We start from the raw sequence: 17,782 nt of genomic DNA, 5'->3' as shown, positions 1-17,782 counted from the left end.
TCCGATTTATGGATGGTATCTATTAGGGATTATTCTCACAATGCTGGGGGTGGTAATGATAAGAAGATAGAAAGGAGGTGAAACATTTGATTTTTCGGCAGTTATTTAGAAATCAGGATACGACAGATTTAAAAAATCCTTCTCCTTGGTTTAAAAGTTTATTTGGATATCAAGCCGCAAGCGGTGAAAAGGTAACGGTTGAGTCCTCTTTAGGTGTTCCAACGGTTTATCGGTGCATTAACATCCTTGCAAATAGTGTTGCGATGCTTCCTTTTCAAACGTTTAAAAAGACAGCGAAGGGAAGGGAACGGGATAAGGTACATCAAGTGTCTTTTGTTCTAGAAAGAAGACCAAATCCTTATCAAAGCCCATTCAAATTCAAACATTTAATTGAAACGCACCGGAATACATGGGGAAATGCCTATATAAATATTCATTGGGGTGTGGATGGAAGACCGAAAGAACTATGGGTACTGAATCCAGCTGTTACAACGCCCACAGTGGATCTAAAGACCAATAAGCTATGGTATTTCACTAGTTTGCCAGACGGAACACCTATAAAAATACCTGATGATGACATGATTCATCTTACTACATTGTCTACTGATGGTTTAAAGGGGAAACCACCTATTCAAATTGCAAGAGAATCAATAGGTAGCTCACAGGCGGCACAAAAGTTTAAAGGTAAGTTCTTTACAAACGGTGCAGCGCATAGTGGGATATTAAAAACGCAACAAGCACTTGGTAAAGAGGCGAAAGAAGTACTTCGTGATGCATGGGAAGAGGCAAATACAGGATTAAATAATGCGCAAAGAATTGCTATTTTAGATGCTGGTTTAGAATTTGAGAAGGTTGGAATGCCTTTAAAAGATGCCCAATTTATTGAAGGTATGAAATTTGATAAGGGCGAGATTGCAAATATCTTTAATATTCCTTTGCATATGATTAATGAGTTAGATCGTGCTACTTTCTCCAATATTGAGCAACAAGCCTTGGATTTTATTCAAAATACATTGAGCCCAATTCTTATTCAGTATGAAGAAGAGTTTTCTTATAAATCATTTTCGTTTAATGAGCAAAAACGATATTACTTAAAGTTTAATTTAACAAGCTTATTACGTGCTGATTCTAAATCACGAGCAGAATTTTACAAAATTATGTTAGATGCTGGTGCTTTTTCGATTAATAAGGTGCTGGAACTGGAAGACATGGATGGGATTGGGGAATACGGTGATAAACATCGCGTTGACTTAAACCATGTATCTATTGAGATTGCTGATGAATACCAATTAGCGAAAGCTAATGGAGGAGCACTACAGAAGGGAGGTGAGGACGATTAAGGACGTATTTACTATTAAAAATCAAACAGAATCGTCAGCAGATTTATTTATCTATGGTGACATCATAAATAATACAGGTTGGAAATGGGATGATTCTGATATTATGCCGGATGATGTAAAAAACATTTTAGGGCAATTAGATGATAAAAGTAACCTTAATATCTATGTAAATAGTGGTGGTGGTTCTGTATTTGCTGGTTTAGCTATTTATAACATGCTAAAGCGCAATAAAGCGCAAAAAACTGTTTATGTGGACGGTGTTGCAGCTTCTATTGCCTCAGTAATTGCCCTAGCTGGTGATCGTGTCGTCGTTCCCTCTAACGCATTCTTAATGATTCATAAACCTTGGACATATGCAGTTGGAAATGCAATTGATTTCCGGAAAGCAGCAGAGAACCTTGATAACATCGAATCAGGAATCATGAATGTATACAAAGAGAACTTAAAAGAAGGTGTTGAAATTGAAGAAATTCAACAATTAGTAGATGCTGAGACTTGGTTAAGTGGTGAAGAAGCTGAAAAATACTTCAATATTGAAGTTGTGGAAGCAAAAGAAGTCGCAGCTTGTAGTAGTGATTACTTTGATAAATATCAAAAAACACCAAATAAGATTGTAGCGAAGGCTCCTTTTATTACAAAGAAGGATAATAACGAACAATTAAAAATACAAAACGCACTAGACCTGTTAGAGTTATAGGTCTATTTTTTGCGACAAAACAAGGAGGAAATACCGAATGGATAAACGTGAACAAGAGTTACGCCAGAAAGTTGCTGATTTAAAAGCGAAAGCAGAAGAATTTAACAATAGCAGTAAATATGAAGATGCAAAGGCAAAAATTGAGGAAGCGAAAAACGCGAAAAATGAATTGGATAACTATCTAGCAATGATGCAAATTCAAGTTTCTGACCCTGTAAATTCACAAGCAGGAGTTTTGCCTCCAGCATCAGTTAAAAATGAAGATCCATCGTATAAAGAAGTATTTATGAAAGCTATCCGTGGTCAAAATTTAAGCCATGAAGAAGCAAGCGTTATGCAGGAATACAAAGCGGCCTTATCTGAGAATTCAGGTAAAGATGGCGGCTATATTGTTCCAGAAGATATTACGACAACTATTAATCAATTAAAACAAACGGTTGATAGCTTAGAACAATATGTAAATGTACAACCTGTATCAACAAACAAGGGAGCCCGTACACTAGAAAAACGTGCGGCATCTACACCTTTTGCGCCATTATCTGAGTATGGTAAGCCAAATGCAATGCAAGAAATTGCTTCTCCTGAATTCGATCGTTTATCTTATGCAATTGAGGATTATGCAGGCTTTTTACCAGTACCAAATGATTTGTTAGATGATACAGATCAAGCTTTAGAAAGTTATTTACGTCAATGGATTGCGAAAAAATCTATTGCAACTCGAAACTATTTGATTTTACAAGAAATCAATAAACTAACAAAAGTTGATTTAAAGGATTATAACGGTCTTAAAACAACATTAAATGTTACACTAGATCCAATATTTGCAGGAGCAGCTAACATTTTTACAAACCAAGATGGATTTAATTACTTAGATCAATTAGAAGATAAAAATGGACGTCCACTACTTCAACCAGATCCAACAAATCCAACTCGTAAGTTATTTTCTGGTAAGCCCGTTATTGTTTTGTCTAATAAAACAATTGCTACAGATAAAGACGGAAAAGCACCTTTCATTGTTGGTGACTTAAAAGAGGCAGTTATTCTTTGGGATAGAAAACAATTATCTATTGATATGACCAAAGAAGGCGGAAACGCTTGGAGAACAAACACTTCTGAGTTTCGAGCAATCGAACGTGAAGATGTTACATTATGGGACCAAGAAGCAGTTGTGTATGGGCAAATTACGATTGCTCCTAAAACAGGGGCTTAATAAGGTAGGAGGTGTCCTTCTTGGTACTAACATTAGAGGAAGCGAAAAAGTATCTTCGTGTGGATGGTGATGAGGAGGACGATCTCATTACATCTTTCGTAATAGCAGCTGAAATATATATTAAAAATGCTACAAGTAAAAATGTGGACTTAAAAAGCGAGCTTGCTAAATTAGCAGCTCGTATTTTAATTGCTCATTGGCATGAAAACCGTGAGGCGGTTGGAAAAGCAGAACAATTAGCATTTAGTTTGCAATCGATATTAGTTCAGTTGCAATATTGTGGTGGTGATTCAATTGAATCCAGGTAAATTAGATAAACGTCTTACATTTCAAGTGAAAGACGATGAAGCAAAGAGCCCAGACGGTAATCCAATAGAAGGTTATAAGGATTCCTTTACTGTATGGGGCTCTTTTATTTTTTTAAAAGGAAGAAAATACTTTGAAGCAGCGGCAGCTAATAGCGAAATTCAAGGTGAAACAGAAATCCGATATCGTGCTGATGTGAATGCTGATATGAAGATTAAATATAAGAACGTAATTTATGACATTATTTCAGTTATTCCAACTGAAAAACACACCTTATCAATTATGTGGAAGCGTGGTGGAATGAATGGCTGATGGTGTTGATTTTTTAGGCTTTGATCGCTTGATATCTGAATTAGAACAAATGGGTTTACGTGGAGAAAAGATTGAAGATAGAGCACTTGCGGCTGGTGGTGAGCAAATTCGAAAAGCCATTGCTGAAAGAAGTGAACCGAGGAGTTCAAGCCCTAAGAAACCATCCAAAAGTGAACCTTGGCGTACAGGCCAACATTTGCTTGATAATATACGGGTTACAAAGGCGCGAATGGAAAATGGTGTGAAAACGATTAAGATTGGAATAGACAAAGCGGATCGTTCTCCATATTTTTATGGGAAATTTTTAGAGTGGGGTACTTCTAAAATGCCGGCACATCCATTTATAGAACCAGGTTTTAACGCTTCTAAAGCGGATGCAGTACGTGCTATGACAGACATCTTAAAGAATGAGATGAGGCTGAATGTATGATAAATTTACGACCTGAAATCGTGCAAGCTCTTGAAAATAATCAGGAGCTTATTTCCTTATTAGGCGGAAGACGTATTTATTATCGTAAAGCCAAAAATGCTGAAGAGTTTCCACGGATTACATTTTTTGAATTAGACAATAGGCCAGATGGGTTTGCGGATAATGATGAAAGTGAAAGTGAAATCACATTCCAAGTCGATATTTGGTCAAAGAGTAGTACAACAGCGATCCATCAAAAAGTGAATGAAATCATGAAATGTATTGGTTTCTCACGTTATGCGGTTGCTGATTTATATGAAGATGATACACAAATTTTTCATTATGCGATGCGATTCGCGAAGGGAGTGGAGTTATAGATGGCTGGAGAAGTTATTAAAATTAGTTCGACTGTCGGTGTAGATAGTCTTGTTTATGCGAAATTATTGAAAGATGATGCAACAGGTGTCGATTATGACACAGTAAAGGAAATGGAAGGCGCAGTAAAGATTAAAACTTCTAAAAAGGTAGCTTCCGAAATTATGTGGAGTGATAATAAAAAATCAGAAATTGCTGAGTCTGATGGAGAAGTAGAAGTAGAAATTGAGCTTCGTAGTATTTCGTTATCAACAAAAGCAGATATTGAAGGGTATCCAGAAGTTAAAGATGGTGTATTAGACGAAAAACGTGAGGGTGAAAAACCATATTTGGCAATTGGATGGCGTTTCTTAAAGGCTAACGGGAAATATCGATATGTTTGGTTGTTGAAAGGGAAACTTTCACAAGAGGAAGAAGAAGGCGAAACTAAGAAGGATAAGCCTAACTTCCAAACTACAAAACTTAAAGGCTCATTTATTGAACGTGATTTTGATGATAGACCAAAATTTACAGCTGATGCTGATGAGCCTACATTTACAAAAGCCGTTGGTGATAACTGGTTCAAAAAGGTATATGAAAAAACAGCAACACCACCAGCAGGAAAGTAAGAGGGGGCAAAAGCTCTCTCTTTTTTATTAACTAAGGAGGAATACCTATGAAACTAACATTAATAATCAATAAAGAAAAGAAAACTTTTAATTTACCGGAGTTCATTCCGGCTCGTTTGATTCGTCAAGCACCTGAACTTGCCGAAATTCCAAATAATCCTGGTCCAGAAGACATGGATAAAATGGTCAAATTTGTGGTGAAAGTATACAATGGACAGTTTACATTAGATCAATATTGGGACGGTGTGGATGCACGTAAATTCTTATCGACTACTTCAGATGTAATTAATGCAATTATTAATGAAACTGTGGAAGCGGCTGGTGGTAATTCTGGATCTGGAGAAGAAGAAAACCCAAACGCGTAGAGGGAGGAGGGTTAACATTCAGTGAGTTTATGGATGAACTCTACCTCTCTTTATTACGCCAAGGATATAAACATCATCACATCGATAATGAAATGGATATTTGGCATTATTTAAGGTTAAATCAAAAATATCGTGAACAAGGTGAATCGAATAGCCAAAATCAGAATTCGAATGAAATTGAAGTTCCAGCAGAAAACATTATCTAAAGAGGGGGAAGATGATGGCGAATGAAATGAATAATTTAGTCGTTAGGCTGTCCCTTGATAATGTGAATTTTCGTCAAGGTATAGCAAATTCAGGACGTGCCGTAAGAACATTACAGAACGAATTGAAATCAATCAGTACTGGTATGGGTGGCTTCGCTAATGCTAGTGATCAAACACGTGCTAAAACAGATGCACTTAACAGACTGATTGAAGCGCAAAAAGAGAAAGTTAGAGCATTAAGACAAGCCTATGATCAAAATAAGGCTAAATTAGGTGAAAATGATGCAGCAACCCAGCGATATGCTTCACAAGTTAATAGAGCTGTTGCTGATTTAAATAGATTTGAAAATGAATTAAAACAAGTAAACCGCCAAGCTGAACAAAAAGGAATGGATAAGTTAAATAACTCTTTAAAAGCCTTACAAGCTGAATTCCAGTCCGTTACAACGGGCATGGGTGGTTTTTCTAATGCAACTGAACAAACACGAGCTAAAATTGATGTTCTATCTCGTACGGTAGATAAACAGAAAGAAAAAATTAGAGAACTTCAATCAGCATATAACCGAGCCAAGGCAGAAGAAGGAGAAGCGAGTCAATCAGCACAGCGATATGCCGAGCAAATTCATCGGGCGACAAGTGAACTAAATCGCTTTGAAACACAATTACAGCAGTCGAATCGTGAACTAGAACAACAAGGGAATAGACTTCTTAATTTTGGAAACCAAATGGAGTCATTGGGTAATCATTTACAAAACGCCGGAATGCAGATTGGCATGGTATTTGGTGGTATGACATACGCAATTGGTAGAGGGCTAAAATCAGCTGTGGAAGAATCTATGAATTTCGAACAACAGATGGCAAACATAAAGGCCGTATCTGGTGCGACTGGACAAGAAATGAGTAAACTATCCGAATTAGCTGTTAAATATGGGGAAGATACGAAATATTCTTCTGTTGAGGCTGGTAAAGGGATTGAAGAATTAATAAAAGCCGGTGTTAGCTTAACGGACATCATCAATGGTGGATTAGAAGGGGCTCTAAACTTAGCGTCCGCTGGTGAACTAGAACTAGGAGAAGCAGCAGAAATCGCTTCAACCGCTTTGAATGCATTTAAAAGAGATGGTTTAAGTGTTACAGATGCCGCTAATTTACTTGCAGGAGCCGCTAACGCTTCAGCTACTGATGTACATGAATTGAAGTATGGTTTATCGGCTTCTGCAGCAGTTGCCGCAGGGGCAGGTATGACATTTAAAGATACATCAACAGCTTTAGCAGTTTTTGCACAGAATGGGTTAAAAGGTTCAGATGCAGGTACGTCTTTAAAAACAATGCTAATGAGGTTGAATCCATCTACTAAAGAAGCATATAACAAGATGAAAGATTTAGGTCTTATAACATATAACGCTCAAGCAGGATTTGATTTCCTAGTGAAAAATGGCGTTACGCCAGCATCTAGAAGTGTGGGAGATATTGAAGTCGCATTAGAAAAATATGTAATGAAAACTGAAGGTGTAAAGAAATGGAATGAAAAATGTGATACTACATTCCGAGAGTTAGCAACTAGCTCTGCTTTCTTATCGTCGAAATTCTATGATCAAGAAGGTCATATTCAAAGTTTAGAAAACATATCTGGTATTCTTCATGAATCTATGAAAGATTTGACAGATCAACAACGAAGTATGGCTTTAGAAACGTTATTCGGATCAGATGCAGTTCGTGGTGCTACAATTTTGTTTAATGAAGGTTCACAAGGTGTAAATAAAATGTATACGGAGATGTCTAAAGTTACTGCTTTAGAAACAGCCAATACCAAAATGAACACTTTGAAAGGTCGCATTGAACAATTAAGTGGAGCATTTGACACGATGAAAAAGACAATCGGTGATGCGCTTGCCCCTGTGGTTAGTGCTTTTGTTGCTGGCTTACAAAAACTTGTAGATGAATTTAATGCATTACCTGGTCCAGTACAAAAGGCGATAGCAATTACAGGTGGTGTTGTTCTTGCTTTAACGGCTATTGCAACAGTTATTGGAGTAGTTCTAGCAGCGGTTGGAATGGTTATGTCAGGGATTGGAGCATTAGCAGCATCATTAGGAATTGTTGGTGGTGCTGCAGGTCTTGCTAGTGCTGCGGTTGGATTCTTAGGAAGTGCAATAGGTTTATTATTTGGACCAGTTGGTTTAATTGCAGCCGCTCTCATTGGAACTGGAGTTGTCGCATATAAAGCATATCAAAAAGCAACAGAGGACAGTATCGCTTCGGTAGATCGTTTTGCTACGAATACAGAGGGGAAAGTAAGTTCTTCCACAAAGAAAGTTCTTGGTGAGTATTTCAAGTTATCTGATGGTATTAGACAAAAGTTAACTGAAATTAGATTGAACCATGAAGTGATAACTGAAGAACAATCACAAAAGCTAATCGGACAGTATGACAAGTTAGCTAACACAATTATAGAGAAAACAAATGCAAGACAACAAAAAGAGATTGAAGGCCTTAAAAAGTTTTTTGCTGATTCATACGTTTTAACAGCAGAAGAAGAAAATAAGCGCATCGAGCAACTTAATCAGCATTACGACCAAGAAAAATTAAAGACTCAAGAAAAAGAAAATAAAATCAAAGAAATTCTTCGAACCGCAGCTAGAGAAAACAGAGAGTTAACAACATCTGAACGCATCTCCTTGCAAGCTTTACAAGATGAAATGGACAGAGTTGCTGTTGAACACATGTCTAAAAATCAAATGGAGCAAAAAGTTATTCTTGAAAACATGCGCGTACAGGCTAGTGAGATTTCTGCTAGACAGGCAGCGGAAGTTGTAGAGAATAGTGCAAAAGCAAGAGATAAAGTTATTGAAGATGCGAAAAAGACTCGCGATGAAAAAATTGCAGAGGCGAAACGTCAGTATGATAGTACAGTCTCCACGGCAAAAGATAAACATCAAGAAATTGTAAGTGAAGCGAAATCCCAAGCTGGGGAGCATGCAAATCAAGTAGATTGGGAAACTGGACAAGTAAAATCTAAGTTTGAGGTTATGAAAGATGATGTTGTTCGAAAAATGAAAGAAATGGGTTCGGATGTTTCCAACAAATATGACGAGATGAAAAATGCAGCCAGCAATAAGGTAGAAGAAATAAAAAATACAGTTTCAAGGAAATTTGAAGAAAAGAAAAAAGCTATTACCGATAAAATGAAAGAAATAAAGAGCGATATCGAAGAAAAATGGAACACGGTTGAAAAATTCTTCAGCACTATAAATCTACGTTTCATCGGTAAATCAATTATAGAAGGTCTTGGTAAAGGATTAGATGATGCTTCAGGAGGTCTGTTCAGTAAGGCAGCTGGAATTGCAAATGACATTAAAAAGACTATTTCTGGTGCTTTAGAAATTAACAGTCCATCTAAAGTGATGATTCCAGTTGGTAGCGCAGTACCAGAAGGCGTTGGGGTTGGTATGGATAGGGGGAAACGTTTTGTTGTGGATGCAGCAAAAAATGTAGTTGGAACGGTTAAGAAGCAGATGGGTAATATGCCATCTGTTTTTGATTTTGGATTCCAAACTTCGCACTATAGTATCCCTAATGATACCTTAAATGGATTTGCAAATTATAATCAACCTAACGGTGGGCAAAATGTTTCAACTAATAGAAACATGTATCCAAATAGATCTTTTGATGAAAAGGAAATAAATCTTACTGTTAACATGACCAATGTACTTGATGGTAAAGAATTAGCGAATGGTACGTATGAGTACACCACAGCGCTTCAAGAACGTAAGAGAAAACAATTAGAGCAATTTTAAGGGCGGTGAAACGTTTGGGTAAATTGAATTTTACATTTAATAATATTCAAAAAGACTATATTCAAATGCTAGTAGGAAGAAAACGCCCTTCATGGGCACCGGTTAAACGAAATCTTGTCAGAACACCTCATCGTCCAGGTGCTTTCTTCACTAATACAGAAACACAAGAGCGTCGTATTGACGTTCCTATTGCTATTAAAGCGAAGAAAGATATGGCTGATTTACAAAAGATAAAGGAGGATTTAGCAGAATGGCTATATACAGAACAACCTACTGAACTCATTTTTGATGATGAATTAGATCGAACCTATCTGGCTCTTATTGATGGTTCTATAGATTTAGACGAACTAGTTAATAGAGGTAAAGGGATTATTACTTTTGTATGCCCTATGCCATATAAATTAGGACCTACTCAAACAGTAGAATTTCAAGCGGACGAGCGTGGTCTAACAGCAAATGTTCAAAACAAAGGAAGTGTAGAATCCAATCCCATTATAGAGGTTGAAGTGACAAAGCCCTCTACATTTCTTGATGTATGGAATGGAACGAATTATTTTCGCATTGGATATCCATTGAAAGCAGATCAGGTTCCAGTTGAAAGAAATCAACGTGTGTTATGGGACGAGATGGGGGCAACCATAGGATGGACAGATGTTCCTAAAACAGAAGATATGACTGGTGGAGGAAAGTTTAAATCGGATGGATACCGTTTTATGGCCGAGTATCTAGGTGAACCTACGGTAAAAGGTTGGCATGGTTGTATAGCTAAAAAGAATATTCCACAAGGCCCATTACAGGATTTCATCATGCAAGCTTATGTACACATAAATAGTTATCATTGGGATCAAATGGGGCGTGTTGAAATTGGACTCCTTGATGAAAACAGCGATTATGTAGCTCGTATATCGATGAGCGATGTTCAATGGGAAGCAGAACAAAACAGCGGATTCGCTTCTGTTGGGAACAGTAAGAAACCTGGGGGACAAGTTTTAATTAACGAGCATGGAGATCATCCGGATACTTGGACGAATTTCAGGGGGCGATTATGGCTCGCTAGAACCGGTAATAGATGGGAAGCTTATATTTCTAAATTTATATTAGGTACGGAAACAGATGACGCGGAACGGTTTGTAGTTTGGGTAGACGAAAATAATGTCAATATGAGCAAGGTCGCTCAAGTTCAAATCAGCATTTCTCAGTTTTCAAACAACATGTTTTGTTCGCAAATGTCCATTGATGACTTGAAAATATGGAAAGTCAATATGAATACACAAGATAATCCACCGTATATTTTCGATGTTGGAGATAAAGTAACCATTGATACAGAGAGAAGTCTTGTAAGGATTAATGGTAAAAAAGCTATTAATCTAAAAGACATGTTCAGTGATTATCCCGTTATTCAAAAGGGGACAAACAAACTAGAAATCATGCCTTCCACTGTTGGAACAGCCAAAGTAACGTATAGGGAGAGATATCGATGAGAGCACCTAGCGGCACACTTCATGTCATTGATTTTAAAACAGATCAAATTGTTGCTAATATCCAGCCGCAAGATTATTGGGATGATATACGTCATTGGGAGATTAAGAACAATATCGATACTTTAGAGTTTAAAGTGTTTGATAATACAGAGTATGCAGCGACACTTATGCAGCAAAATTTAGTATTAAAAGAAGTACGTGATGGGCGGATTGTTCCTTACGTTATAAATAATGAAGCTGAAAAGGATTCAAGAGATAGATCACTTACTGTACGTGCTTCTGGAGCATGGGTTCAGATAGCAAAAGACGGTTATATCATGCCGCAACGTATAGAAGGCAAAACAGTAAATCAATTCATGGATATGGCCCTTGCAGGTATGAAGTGGAAACGTGGCAAAACAGAGTATGCTGGTTTCCATACAATGACCATCGATACGATTATAGATCCTCTTACCTTTTTAAAGAAAATAGCTTCTTTATTCGAATTAGAGATTCAATACCGTGTAGAAGTAGTCGGTTCACAGATTGTAGGTTGGTACGTGGATATGGTGAAAAAACGTGGTAGAGACACTGGTAAAGAAGTAACTTTAGGGAAAGATTTAGTCGGTGTTAGACGTATTGAGCATTCTAGGGATGTTTGCACTGCCTTAGTTGGATTTGTCAAAGGTGAAGGGGATACTATTATCACAGTTGAGAAAATTAATGACGGTTTACCTTACATTACTGATAGTGATGCTTTTCAACGGTGGAATGAGAAAGGGAAACATAAATTTGGCTTCTATTCTCCGGAGACAGAAGAACAAAATATGACGCCGCAACGTCTTTTAACTCTTATGAAAACAGAGTTTGCAAAACGCGTTAATACTTCTGTTCTTTACGATGTAGAAGCAGCAGCTATAGGGCGTGTATTTGGACTATCTCACGAGCTAATTAATGAAGGCGATACAATCCGGGTTAAAGATACTGGATTTACACCGAAACTTTATTTAGAAGCAAGAGCAATTGCTGGTGATGAGTCATTTACTGATCCTTCACAAGATAAATATGCATTCGGAGATTATCGAGAAATTGTGGATGCTAATGAAGAATTGCGGAAGCTCTATAATAAAGTCCTGGCTTCATTAGGTAGTAAACAAGAAATTTTAGATCAGCTAGATAAGTTGGTTAAAGAGACTGCTGAAAAAGCAAATGATGCTCAAAAAGAATCTGAATCCGCTAAGAAACTTGCTGAAAAGGTCCAGGAAAACCTAAAAAATAATGCGGTAAATATTATTGAAGCTAAAAATCCACCGACCGATAATCTTATAGTAGGTAAAACATTATGGCGAGATATTAGCAACGGTAAACCAGGTATTTTAAAAGTATGGAACGGTAAAGGTTGGGAGCTTCTTATTCCTGATGTGGAAACTATCAAGAAAGAAACAATGGAGCAGGTTAATAAGGATATTCAGCTCACAAAAGAAGAATTAAACAAAAAAGTGGAAGAAGCGCAAAAGGGAACTGCTGGACAATTTAATGAGGTAACAGAAAGCCTTCAAGGAGTTACAAGAACTATATCTTCTGTACAAAATTCGCAGGGGGAAATAGATAAAAAAGTTACGAGCTTACAGCAGACTAACGAAGGATTCAATAAATCTATTGAAGCATTAAAACGAGAAAATGGTGAAATCAATAATAAACTAAATACAGTTGAAGATACAGTTGAAGGTACAAAACAAACTATTGCTGATGTGAAGCAAACAACCAATGATTTAACAAAAACAACAAATGAAATAAAGAATACGGCCACTTCAAATAAGCAGACCATCGAGCAATTGCAAACGGATATGAGTAACATTTCTGTGGGTTCAATAAATCTGGCGAACGATTCAGAAACAGGATTAAACAAACAGAATATAGCTGGGACATGGTCAGACAGTAAGCAAATGACTCTTTCCAATAAGATTAATTACAGAAACAAAACGTTTACTATCTCCTTCTTATTTACTGGGAAAATGATAAAACTCAATACAAATCCATGGTTTGGTGTAGAAGCAACAATAACATATGCAGATGGAGAGCAAGAATGGAAACCTGTACGTGCAGACTCACAATTAAAGATTAATGTAGATTATAAGGACGAGCCTCTAACTGTTACATTTAAAACAAAAGATAAGGATGTAACTCAAATTAGGTTTTATTACTCTGGACGCAATATTGATGGTAATTTAAACTCACATCATGCGAAATTGGAAGAGGGGAACATAAGAACTACATGGCAACCTGCTAATGATGAAGTTACTTCTAAAGCAATATTCACGAAAAAAACAACCGAGATTGAGCAAAGTGTGACGGGAATCAAAGAAACCATAACAGATGTAGAAAATAATCAGAGTGGATTTGATAAACGTGTAACAGCAGTAGAGAAAAATGCGGATAGTATTTCACAAAGCGTCGGTAAAGTGCAAGAAATACAAACTCAGCAAGGGAAAACGCTTAGTGAGGCTACTTCAAAGATAGAACAACATAGTAAAGCGTTGGAAATGCAGTTGAAAATAAAAGATGTTGAAGATTATGTTGGTGGAATTGGTAATCAAACTGTATTACGGAATGTTCTTTGGAAAAATGACACGAAATATTGGGTGCTTCAATCAGGAACCATAAGAGATACAACCGTTTTATATAAGGGGTGTAATACACTTCGTACAATCTCAACAGGAAATACAACAGACGTATACAGGGGCGCTTCACATGAACTTATAAATGCTGGACCTGGTTGGAATTATGTGTTTTCCGCATACTTTTATACAGATAATAAGTCTAGTATTGATAATGGCGCGAAAATGGAATTGAAATGTTTAGATGCAAATGGAAATGTGTTAAAGCAATACGGACAAGAGATTACGTTAACACAAGGAACGTGGGTAAGACATCATGTGTTTGGTCTACTTGTAGACGGAACGAAAAAAGTACAAGTACAATACTGGCTGCGTAGAAATGGAAGACTGTGGGCAGCGCAACCTATGTTGCAAATCGGCGATAAACCTTCTTCATTTATGGAGAACCCCGTTGATATTGTAGATAAAGATAAAATCATGGAAGAAGTGGCCGATAAGATAGCAACTGAAGATTACACTAAAAAAGTTACAGAATTAGAAAGAGGTATTAGTGCTAATGAAAAAGGTATTTCACTCGTTTCTGGAAAACAAGAAACTTTTATAAATGATACTTATAAAGGTTATGTAACGAAAACGGAATCTAGGTTAGAAGTGTTAGATGAAGGGATTATAGCGCAGATTTTAAAGAACGGTATTGTTACTGCCATCAATATGTCTCCTGGGAAAATTACAATTAATGCTGCAAAGCTGGATATTAATGCTGACACAATGGTGAAATGGCTAACAGCAAAAGGTATTGATACGAATCTCATTAGAATTAGTGGAGATAAAATTACGATTGATGGTGAAGAAGGCGTAATAGTTAACATGTTAGATTTTCTATTTAAAGACGAATGGGGAACAAAAACAACTGCGGTATCAAGACGAAACCTTATAGCAGATCCAGACTTTTCTAGTGTTACAAAGAAAAACATTGGAAATAACGATTATTATGGATTTGAAGGTGGATATGGTCTTACTTGGAAGTCCTGGGGAAATGTCGTAATAGAAAAGAATACACATATATTTGATTACGAGCAAATGGTGAATGCTGCAAGGGTAGATATGTATAACTATCCAGAAGCAATCGTGAATAATGGGATACATCCTGGAAATGAATACACATTATCTGCTCATTTTAGAGCGGCAATGATAAATGGGGTACGTAAAACAGGGAAGCCGCGTTTACAAGTATGCTGCGTTACATTCCGAGACAATGTAAGTTACGATACATGGCATGAACAAAAAATGGATTTTCCTGAACCGTCTACCTATTATGGAGAAATCAGAAGATACTCTTTCACTTTCAAAGTGCCGACAAACTATATTCCGCAACAGCACGCATTAATTATTAAGGTTTGTTCTGGAAATGCTGACATGAGACAAGGTACAGCGGTTTGTGTATCGGGTGTAACGCTATACAGTGGTAAATATGCATCTATGTATAACTGGGATCGAGCAGCAGCAGAAAGGGCCGATGGTCTTCAACCGTTTAATAAGATCGCAATAGGCGGCGTAAATAACAACATAGGTCCATCTGATAACGGGCAGACCTTTGATATAAGTACAGAAAAGGATGTATTCATAAATCAACCTATTTTAACGCAGGGAATAAATTTAGGGCGTAATAGAATGGGCCAAGCTGGTTCCGCTCGTTTCTTTGATGGTGGTCAAGGTTATGGGTTTTATTTTATGGGAATGGCAGGACAATGGTACAAGCTACCTAACGTTTAGGAGGAAAATATATGGATGATTACAAGGATTTACAAGGTTATCCCTTACAAGCAGGGGAAGGCGCTCCGTTTGCTGGTAGGCTAGTAGATTCAGAAAGAAACGAAAACGGAGTATTTGTGCGAATTCCTTTTGATATGCTAAACAATGCCGGTTTATATGGTACTAATAAAGTAGAGGTGTGGGGGGAAACGGATGGAACGATATATTTCCGTATTGCAACAAGATGCGAAATATGTAAACGTGGAGCTCGTCTGTACGCACTGGATATGGGGTTTGCGAAAAAGAATATTTGTTTAGAGTGTTATACATCACTTACAGGGAAGTATCCATCACAGCAACCACCAACTAATGAAAATAACACACAAACAGAGCAGGAGCAGCAATAGCTGGTCTTTTTTTATTTTGTACAAAATACGGCTTTTATAACAAAAGAGGGACAAATAACTGTCTCTCTTTTTTATTTTGAAATGAGGTGATCAAAGTGGAAGGGTTACAAGAAGTAAGAAGCGATGTTCAAGAAATAAAGCAAGATATTAAGGACATTCGCTTAGAGATTAAAAGTTTAGAAATGCGGACAACAGGTAACGAGAAAGACATTATCAATATCAACAAACAGCTAGATAAAATCAGCGCCAATACTACCTGGATTTTGCGGCTTATAGTTGGCGGAATTGTTGGTGGCATTCTTACTTACTTAATGAAGGGAGGTGGTATGTAATGTTTGAAATTACTGTAATGATTGGAATTGTAGTTGGTCTTTCACAAATTGGAAAAACAATTGGATTACAAACAAAATATGTTCCGTTATTAAATTTAACGCTTGGCATTGTGCTAGGCGTTTTATTTTTGGGCGGAGATATCAAAACAAATGTATTTCAAGGAATCATCATTGGATTATCAGCAAGTGGATTATTTGACCACACAAAAATTATGAAAAAGGATGTTGATGCTAAATGAAAAAGACAATGAAACATTTTACCTCGTTCCTTATGATTCTAGTACTTGCTGGTTCTTTTGCTACAAATACTTTTGCTGATAGAACGCTTATTATTCCTGATTTACCGAAACAACCTTACCGTTATGGTGTAGGTGCTTATGAGGGCGTTGTAGCGCATTCTACAGCAACTCCAGAAGCTCCAGCTATTAACATTCAAAAATATGAGTCTCGAACATGGAGAAATGCTTTTGTTCACTATGCAGTCGATTGGGACGAAACAATCCAAATTGCTGATACAAAATACATTGCTTATGGTGGCGGTCCTGCTGCTAATAAACGATTTGTACATGTAGAGTTATGCGAAACAGCGGACTATACAAAATTCAAACGCAGCTATGATAAATACGTTAAGTTACTAGCTAAAATCTTACGTGACCGTGGGTTATCTGTAGAAAAAGGATTGTGGACACATAGCGATGTAACTCATTACCTTGGCGGTACGGATCATGAAGATCCAATTGATTACTTAAAGTCTCATGGCGTTTCAGAAGCTCAATTTAGAGCAGATGTACAACGAGCATACAATAATTCAAGTGTAGATGTTTCTGTTCCTGAGAAGCCATCTAAACCATCGGAAGTACCAACAGCAGTAACAGACGGTATCGCTTATATTGAAGGTTACAACGTTAACTTACGTAAAGGACCAGGTACAAGCTATTCTAAGATTCGTCAATTGAACAAACCAGAATCTTATATTGTGTGGGCTGAAAAAGACGGATGGTTAAATCTTGGTGGAGATCAGTGGATTAAGAACGATCCATCTTATGTGAAGTTTAATAAGAAAAGTACAGTAGATTCTTCTATTGTTGGAAAGCGCGTTATTTCAAAAGTTAACAATCTACGTTTCTATGACGCTCCATCTTGGCAGGACAGAGATGTTGCTGGTTTCGTAGATGCAGGTGAGGGATTTACAATTGATGGGAAGTTAAATGTGAACGGTTCACTACAATTTAAGGTGCACAATAGTATAGGGAAAACATATTATATTACGATAAATGAAGTTTATGTGTATGTAAGATAACTGTCCACAGTATAGTACACTCATAGGAGGTAGTTAAGTGTTTGATAAAAATGAAATACAAAAAACAAATGGGATATTTCAAACTAATGCATTAACCCCAAATTTAATTGGCCCCACACTCCCGCCAATCCCACCATTTACTTTACCAACCGGCCCCACGGGTCCAACAGGAGGGACAGGCCCAACGGGAATAACGGGCCCAACAGGAGTAACGGGTCCAACAGGGGTAACGGGTCCAACAGGGGTAACGGGTCCAACAGGGGTAACGGGTCCAACAGGGATAACGGG

Annotated in this window: 18 protein-coding genes; all 18 read left to right on the top strand. The window is 37.2% G+C overall.

What is annotated here, in order from left to right; genetic code table 11:
* Window positions 1–86 precede the first annotated feature (86 nt).
* Entirely contained in the window at window positions 87–1,340 is a 1,254-nt protein-coding gene (locus MR107_RS21785) for a phage portal protein (protein WP_086395586.1), read from the top strand.
* Window positions 1,327–2,037, top strand: a complete 711-nt coding sequence (locus tag MR107_RS21780; RefSeq protein WP_242292693.1) for a head maturation protease, ClpP-related — start codon at window positions 1,327–1,329, stop codon at window positions 2,035–2,037. Before MR107_RS21785 ends, MR107_RS21780 begins: the two co-directional genes overlap by 14 nt.
* A gap of 37 nt (window positions 2,038–2,074) precedes the next feature.
* Window positions 2,075–3,247 (top strand): phage major capsid protein, encoded by a 1,173-nt coding sequence (locus tag MR107_RS21775; protein ID WP_242292692.1) that lies wholly within the window; start codon window positions 2,075–2,077, stop codon window positions 3,245–3,247.
* A 20-nt stretch (window positions 3,248–3,267) separates the two neighbouring features.
* A complete protein-coding gene (locus MR107_RS21770; protein WP_146719323.1) occupies window positions 3,268–3,555 on the top strand; it encodes a head-tail connector protein in 288 nt (95 codons plus the stop codon).
* On the top strand, window positions 3,542–3,865 hold the full coding sequence (locus MR107_RS21765; RefSeq protein ID WP_144469473.1) for a phage head closure protein: 324 nt from the start codon (window positions 3,542–3,544) through the stop codon (window positions 3,863–3,865). Before MR107_RS21770 ends, MR107_RS21765 begins: the two co-directional genes overlap by 14 nt.
* Window positions 3,858–4,295 (top strand): HK97-gp10 family putative phage morphogenesis protein, encoded by a 438-nt coding sequence (locus MR107_RS21760; RefSeq protein WP_000763224.1) that lies wholly within the window; start codon window positions 3,858–3,860, stop codon window positions 4,293–4,295. Before MR107_RS21765 ends, MR107_RS21760 begins: the two co-directional genes overlap by 8 nt.
* Window positions 4,292–4,651: a tail completion protein gp17 gene (gene gp17, locus MR107_RS21755; protein ID WP_100618367.1), complete on the top strand. Its 360-nt coding sequence runs from the start codon at window positions 4,292–4,294 to the stop codon at window positions 4,649–4,651. Before MR107_RS21760 ends, gp17 begins: the two co-directional genes overlap by 4 nt.
* On the top strand, window positions 4,652–5,257 hold the full coding sequence (locus MR107_RS21750) for a major tail protein (protein ID WP_098208576.1): 606 nt from the start codon (window positions 4,652–4,654) through the stop codon (window positions 5,255–5,257).
* 47 nt (window positions 5,258–5,304) lie between these two features.
* Window positions 5,305–5,622 (top strand): phage tail assembly chaperone G, encoded by a 318-nt coding sequence (gene gpG, locus MR107_RS21745; protein WP_144469481.1) that lies wholly within the window; start codon window positions 5,305–5,307, stop codon window positions 5,620–5,622.
* 29 nt (window positions 5,623–5,651) lie between these two features.
* A complete protein-coding gene (locus MR107_RS21740; RefSeq protein ID WP_153588223.1) occupies window positions 5,652–5,828 on the top strand; it encodes a hypothetical protein in 177 nt (58 codons plus the stop codon).
* Between the two features lie 14 nt (window positions 5,829–5,842).
* Window positions 5,843–9,625 carry a phage tail tape measure protein gene (locus MR107_RS21735; RefSeq protein WP_242292691.1) on the top strand — a complete coding sequence of 1,261 codons (3,783 nt, stop codon included), beginning with the start codon at window positions 5,843–5,845 and terminating at the stop codon, window positions 9,623–9,625.
* Window positions 9,626–9,639: 14 nt separating this feature from the next.
* Entirely contained in the window at window positions 9,640–11,106 is a 1,467-nt protein-coding gene (locus MR107_RS21730; protein ID WP_255854708.1) for a distal tail protein Dit, read from the top strand.
* A complete protein-coding gene (locus MR107_RS21725; RefSeq protein ID WP_242292690.1) occupies window positions 11,103–15,476 on the top strand; it encodes a phage tail spike protein in 4,374 nt (1,457 codons plus the stop codon). Before MR107_RS21730 ends, MR107_RS21725 begins: the two co-directional genes overlap by 4 nt.
* Window positions 15,477–15,487: 11 nt before the next feature.
* Window positions 15,488–15,862, top strand: a complete 375-nt coding sequence (locus tag MR107_RS21720; protein ID WP_025710286.1) for a hypothetical protein — start codon at window positions 15,488–15,490, stop codon at window positions 15,860–15,862.
* 95 nt (window positions 15,863–15,957) lie between these two features.
* Complete coding sequence (locus tag MR107_RS21715) at window positions 15,958–16,194, top strand: hemolysin XhlA family protein (protein ID WP_025710285.1); 237 nt, start codon at window positions 15,958–15,960, stop codon at window positions 16,192–16,194.
* On the top strand, window positions 16,194–16,433 hold the full coding sequence (locus MR107_RS21710; RefSeq protein WP_000461725.1) for a hypothetical protein: 240 nt from the start codon (window positions 16,194–16,196) through the stop codon (window positions 16,431–16,433). The genes MR107_RS21715 and MR107_RS21710 overlap by 1 nt, the downstream gene beginning before the upstream one ends.
* On the top strand, window positions 16,430–17,494 hold the full coding sequence (locus MR107_RS21705) for an N-acetylmuramoyl-L-alanine amidase (RefSeq protein WP_025710284.1): 1,065 nt from the start codon (window positions 16,430–16,432) through the stop codon (window positions 17,492–17,494). The genes MR107_RS21710 and MR107_RS21705 overlap by 4 nt, the downstream gene beginning before the upstream one ends.
* Before the next feature lie 37 nt (window positions 17,495–17,531).
* Window positions 17,532–17,782: exosporium leader peptide-containing protein (locus MR107_RS21700; RefSeq protein ID WP_242292689.1), on the top strand; the 251-nt coding region annotated here is incomplete at its 3' end.

This window comes from Bacillus cereus group sp. BfR-BA-01441 (assembly GCF_022663075.1).
In the GTDB taxonomy this organism is placed as follows: domain Bacteria; phylum Bacillota; class Bacilli; order Bacillales; family Bacillaceae_G; genus Bacillus_A; species Bacillus_A cereus.
Note: the sequence above shows the minus strand (reverse complement) of the source record. Positions and strands in the feature narration are given on the sequence as shown.

Excerpts from the sequence above, each read along its gene's own strand:
- MR107_RS21775 (WP_242292692.1), top strand. The coding sequence starts at position 2,075 with ATGGATAAACGTGAACAAGAGTTACGCCAGAAAGTTGCTGATTTAAAA.
- MR107_RS21760 (WP_000763224.1), top strand. The coding sequence starts at position 3,858 with ATGGCTGATGGTGTTGATTTTTTAGGCTTTGATCGCTTGATATCTGAA.
- gp17 (WP_100618367.1), top strand. The coding sequence starts at position 4,292 with ATGATAAATTTACGACCTGAAATCGTGCAAGCTCTTGAAAATAATCAG.
- MR107_RS21750 (WP_098208576.1), top strand. The coding sequence starts at position 4,652 with ATGGCTGGAGAAGTTATTAAAATTAGTTCGACTGTCGGTGTAGATAGT.
- gpG (WP_144469481.1), top strand. The coding sequence starts at position 5,305 with ATGAAACTAACATTAATAATCAATAAAGAAAAGAAAACTTTTAATTTA.
- MR107_RS21740 (WP_153588223.1), top strand. The coding sequence starts at position 5,652 with ATGGATGAACTCTACCTCTCTTTATTACGCCAAGGATATAAACATCAT.
- MR107_RS21735 (WP_242292691.1), top strand. The coding sequence starts at position 5,843 with ATGGCGAATGAAATGAATAATTTAGTCGTTAGGCTGTCCCTTGATAAT.
- MR107_RS21725 (WP_242292690.1), top strand. The coding sequence starts at position 11,103 with ATGAGAGCACCTAGCGGCACACTTCATGTCATTGATTTTAAAACAGAT.
- MR107_RS21720 (WP_025710286.1), top strand. The coding sequence starts at position 15,488 with ATGGATGATTACAAGGATTTACAAGGTTATCCCTTACAAGCAGGGGAA.
- MR107_RS21710 (WP_000461725.1), top strand. The coding sequence starts at position 16,194 with ATGTTTGAAATTACTGTAATGATTGGAATTGTAGTTGGTCTTTCACAA.
- MR107_RS21705 (WP_025710284.1), top strand. The coding sequence starts at position 16,430 with ATGAAAAAGACAATGAAACATTTTACCTCGTTCCTTATGATTCTAGTA.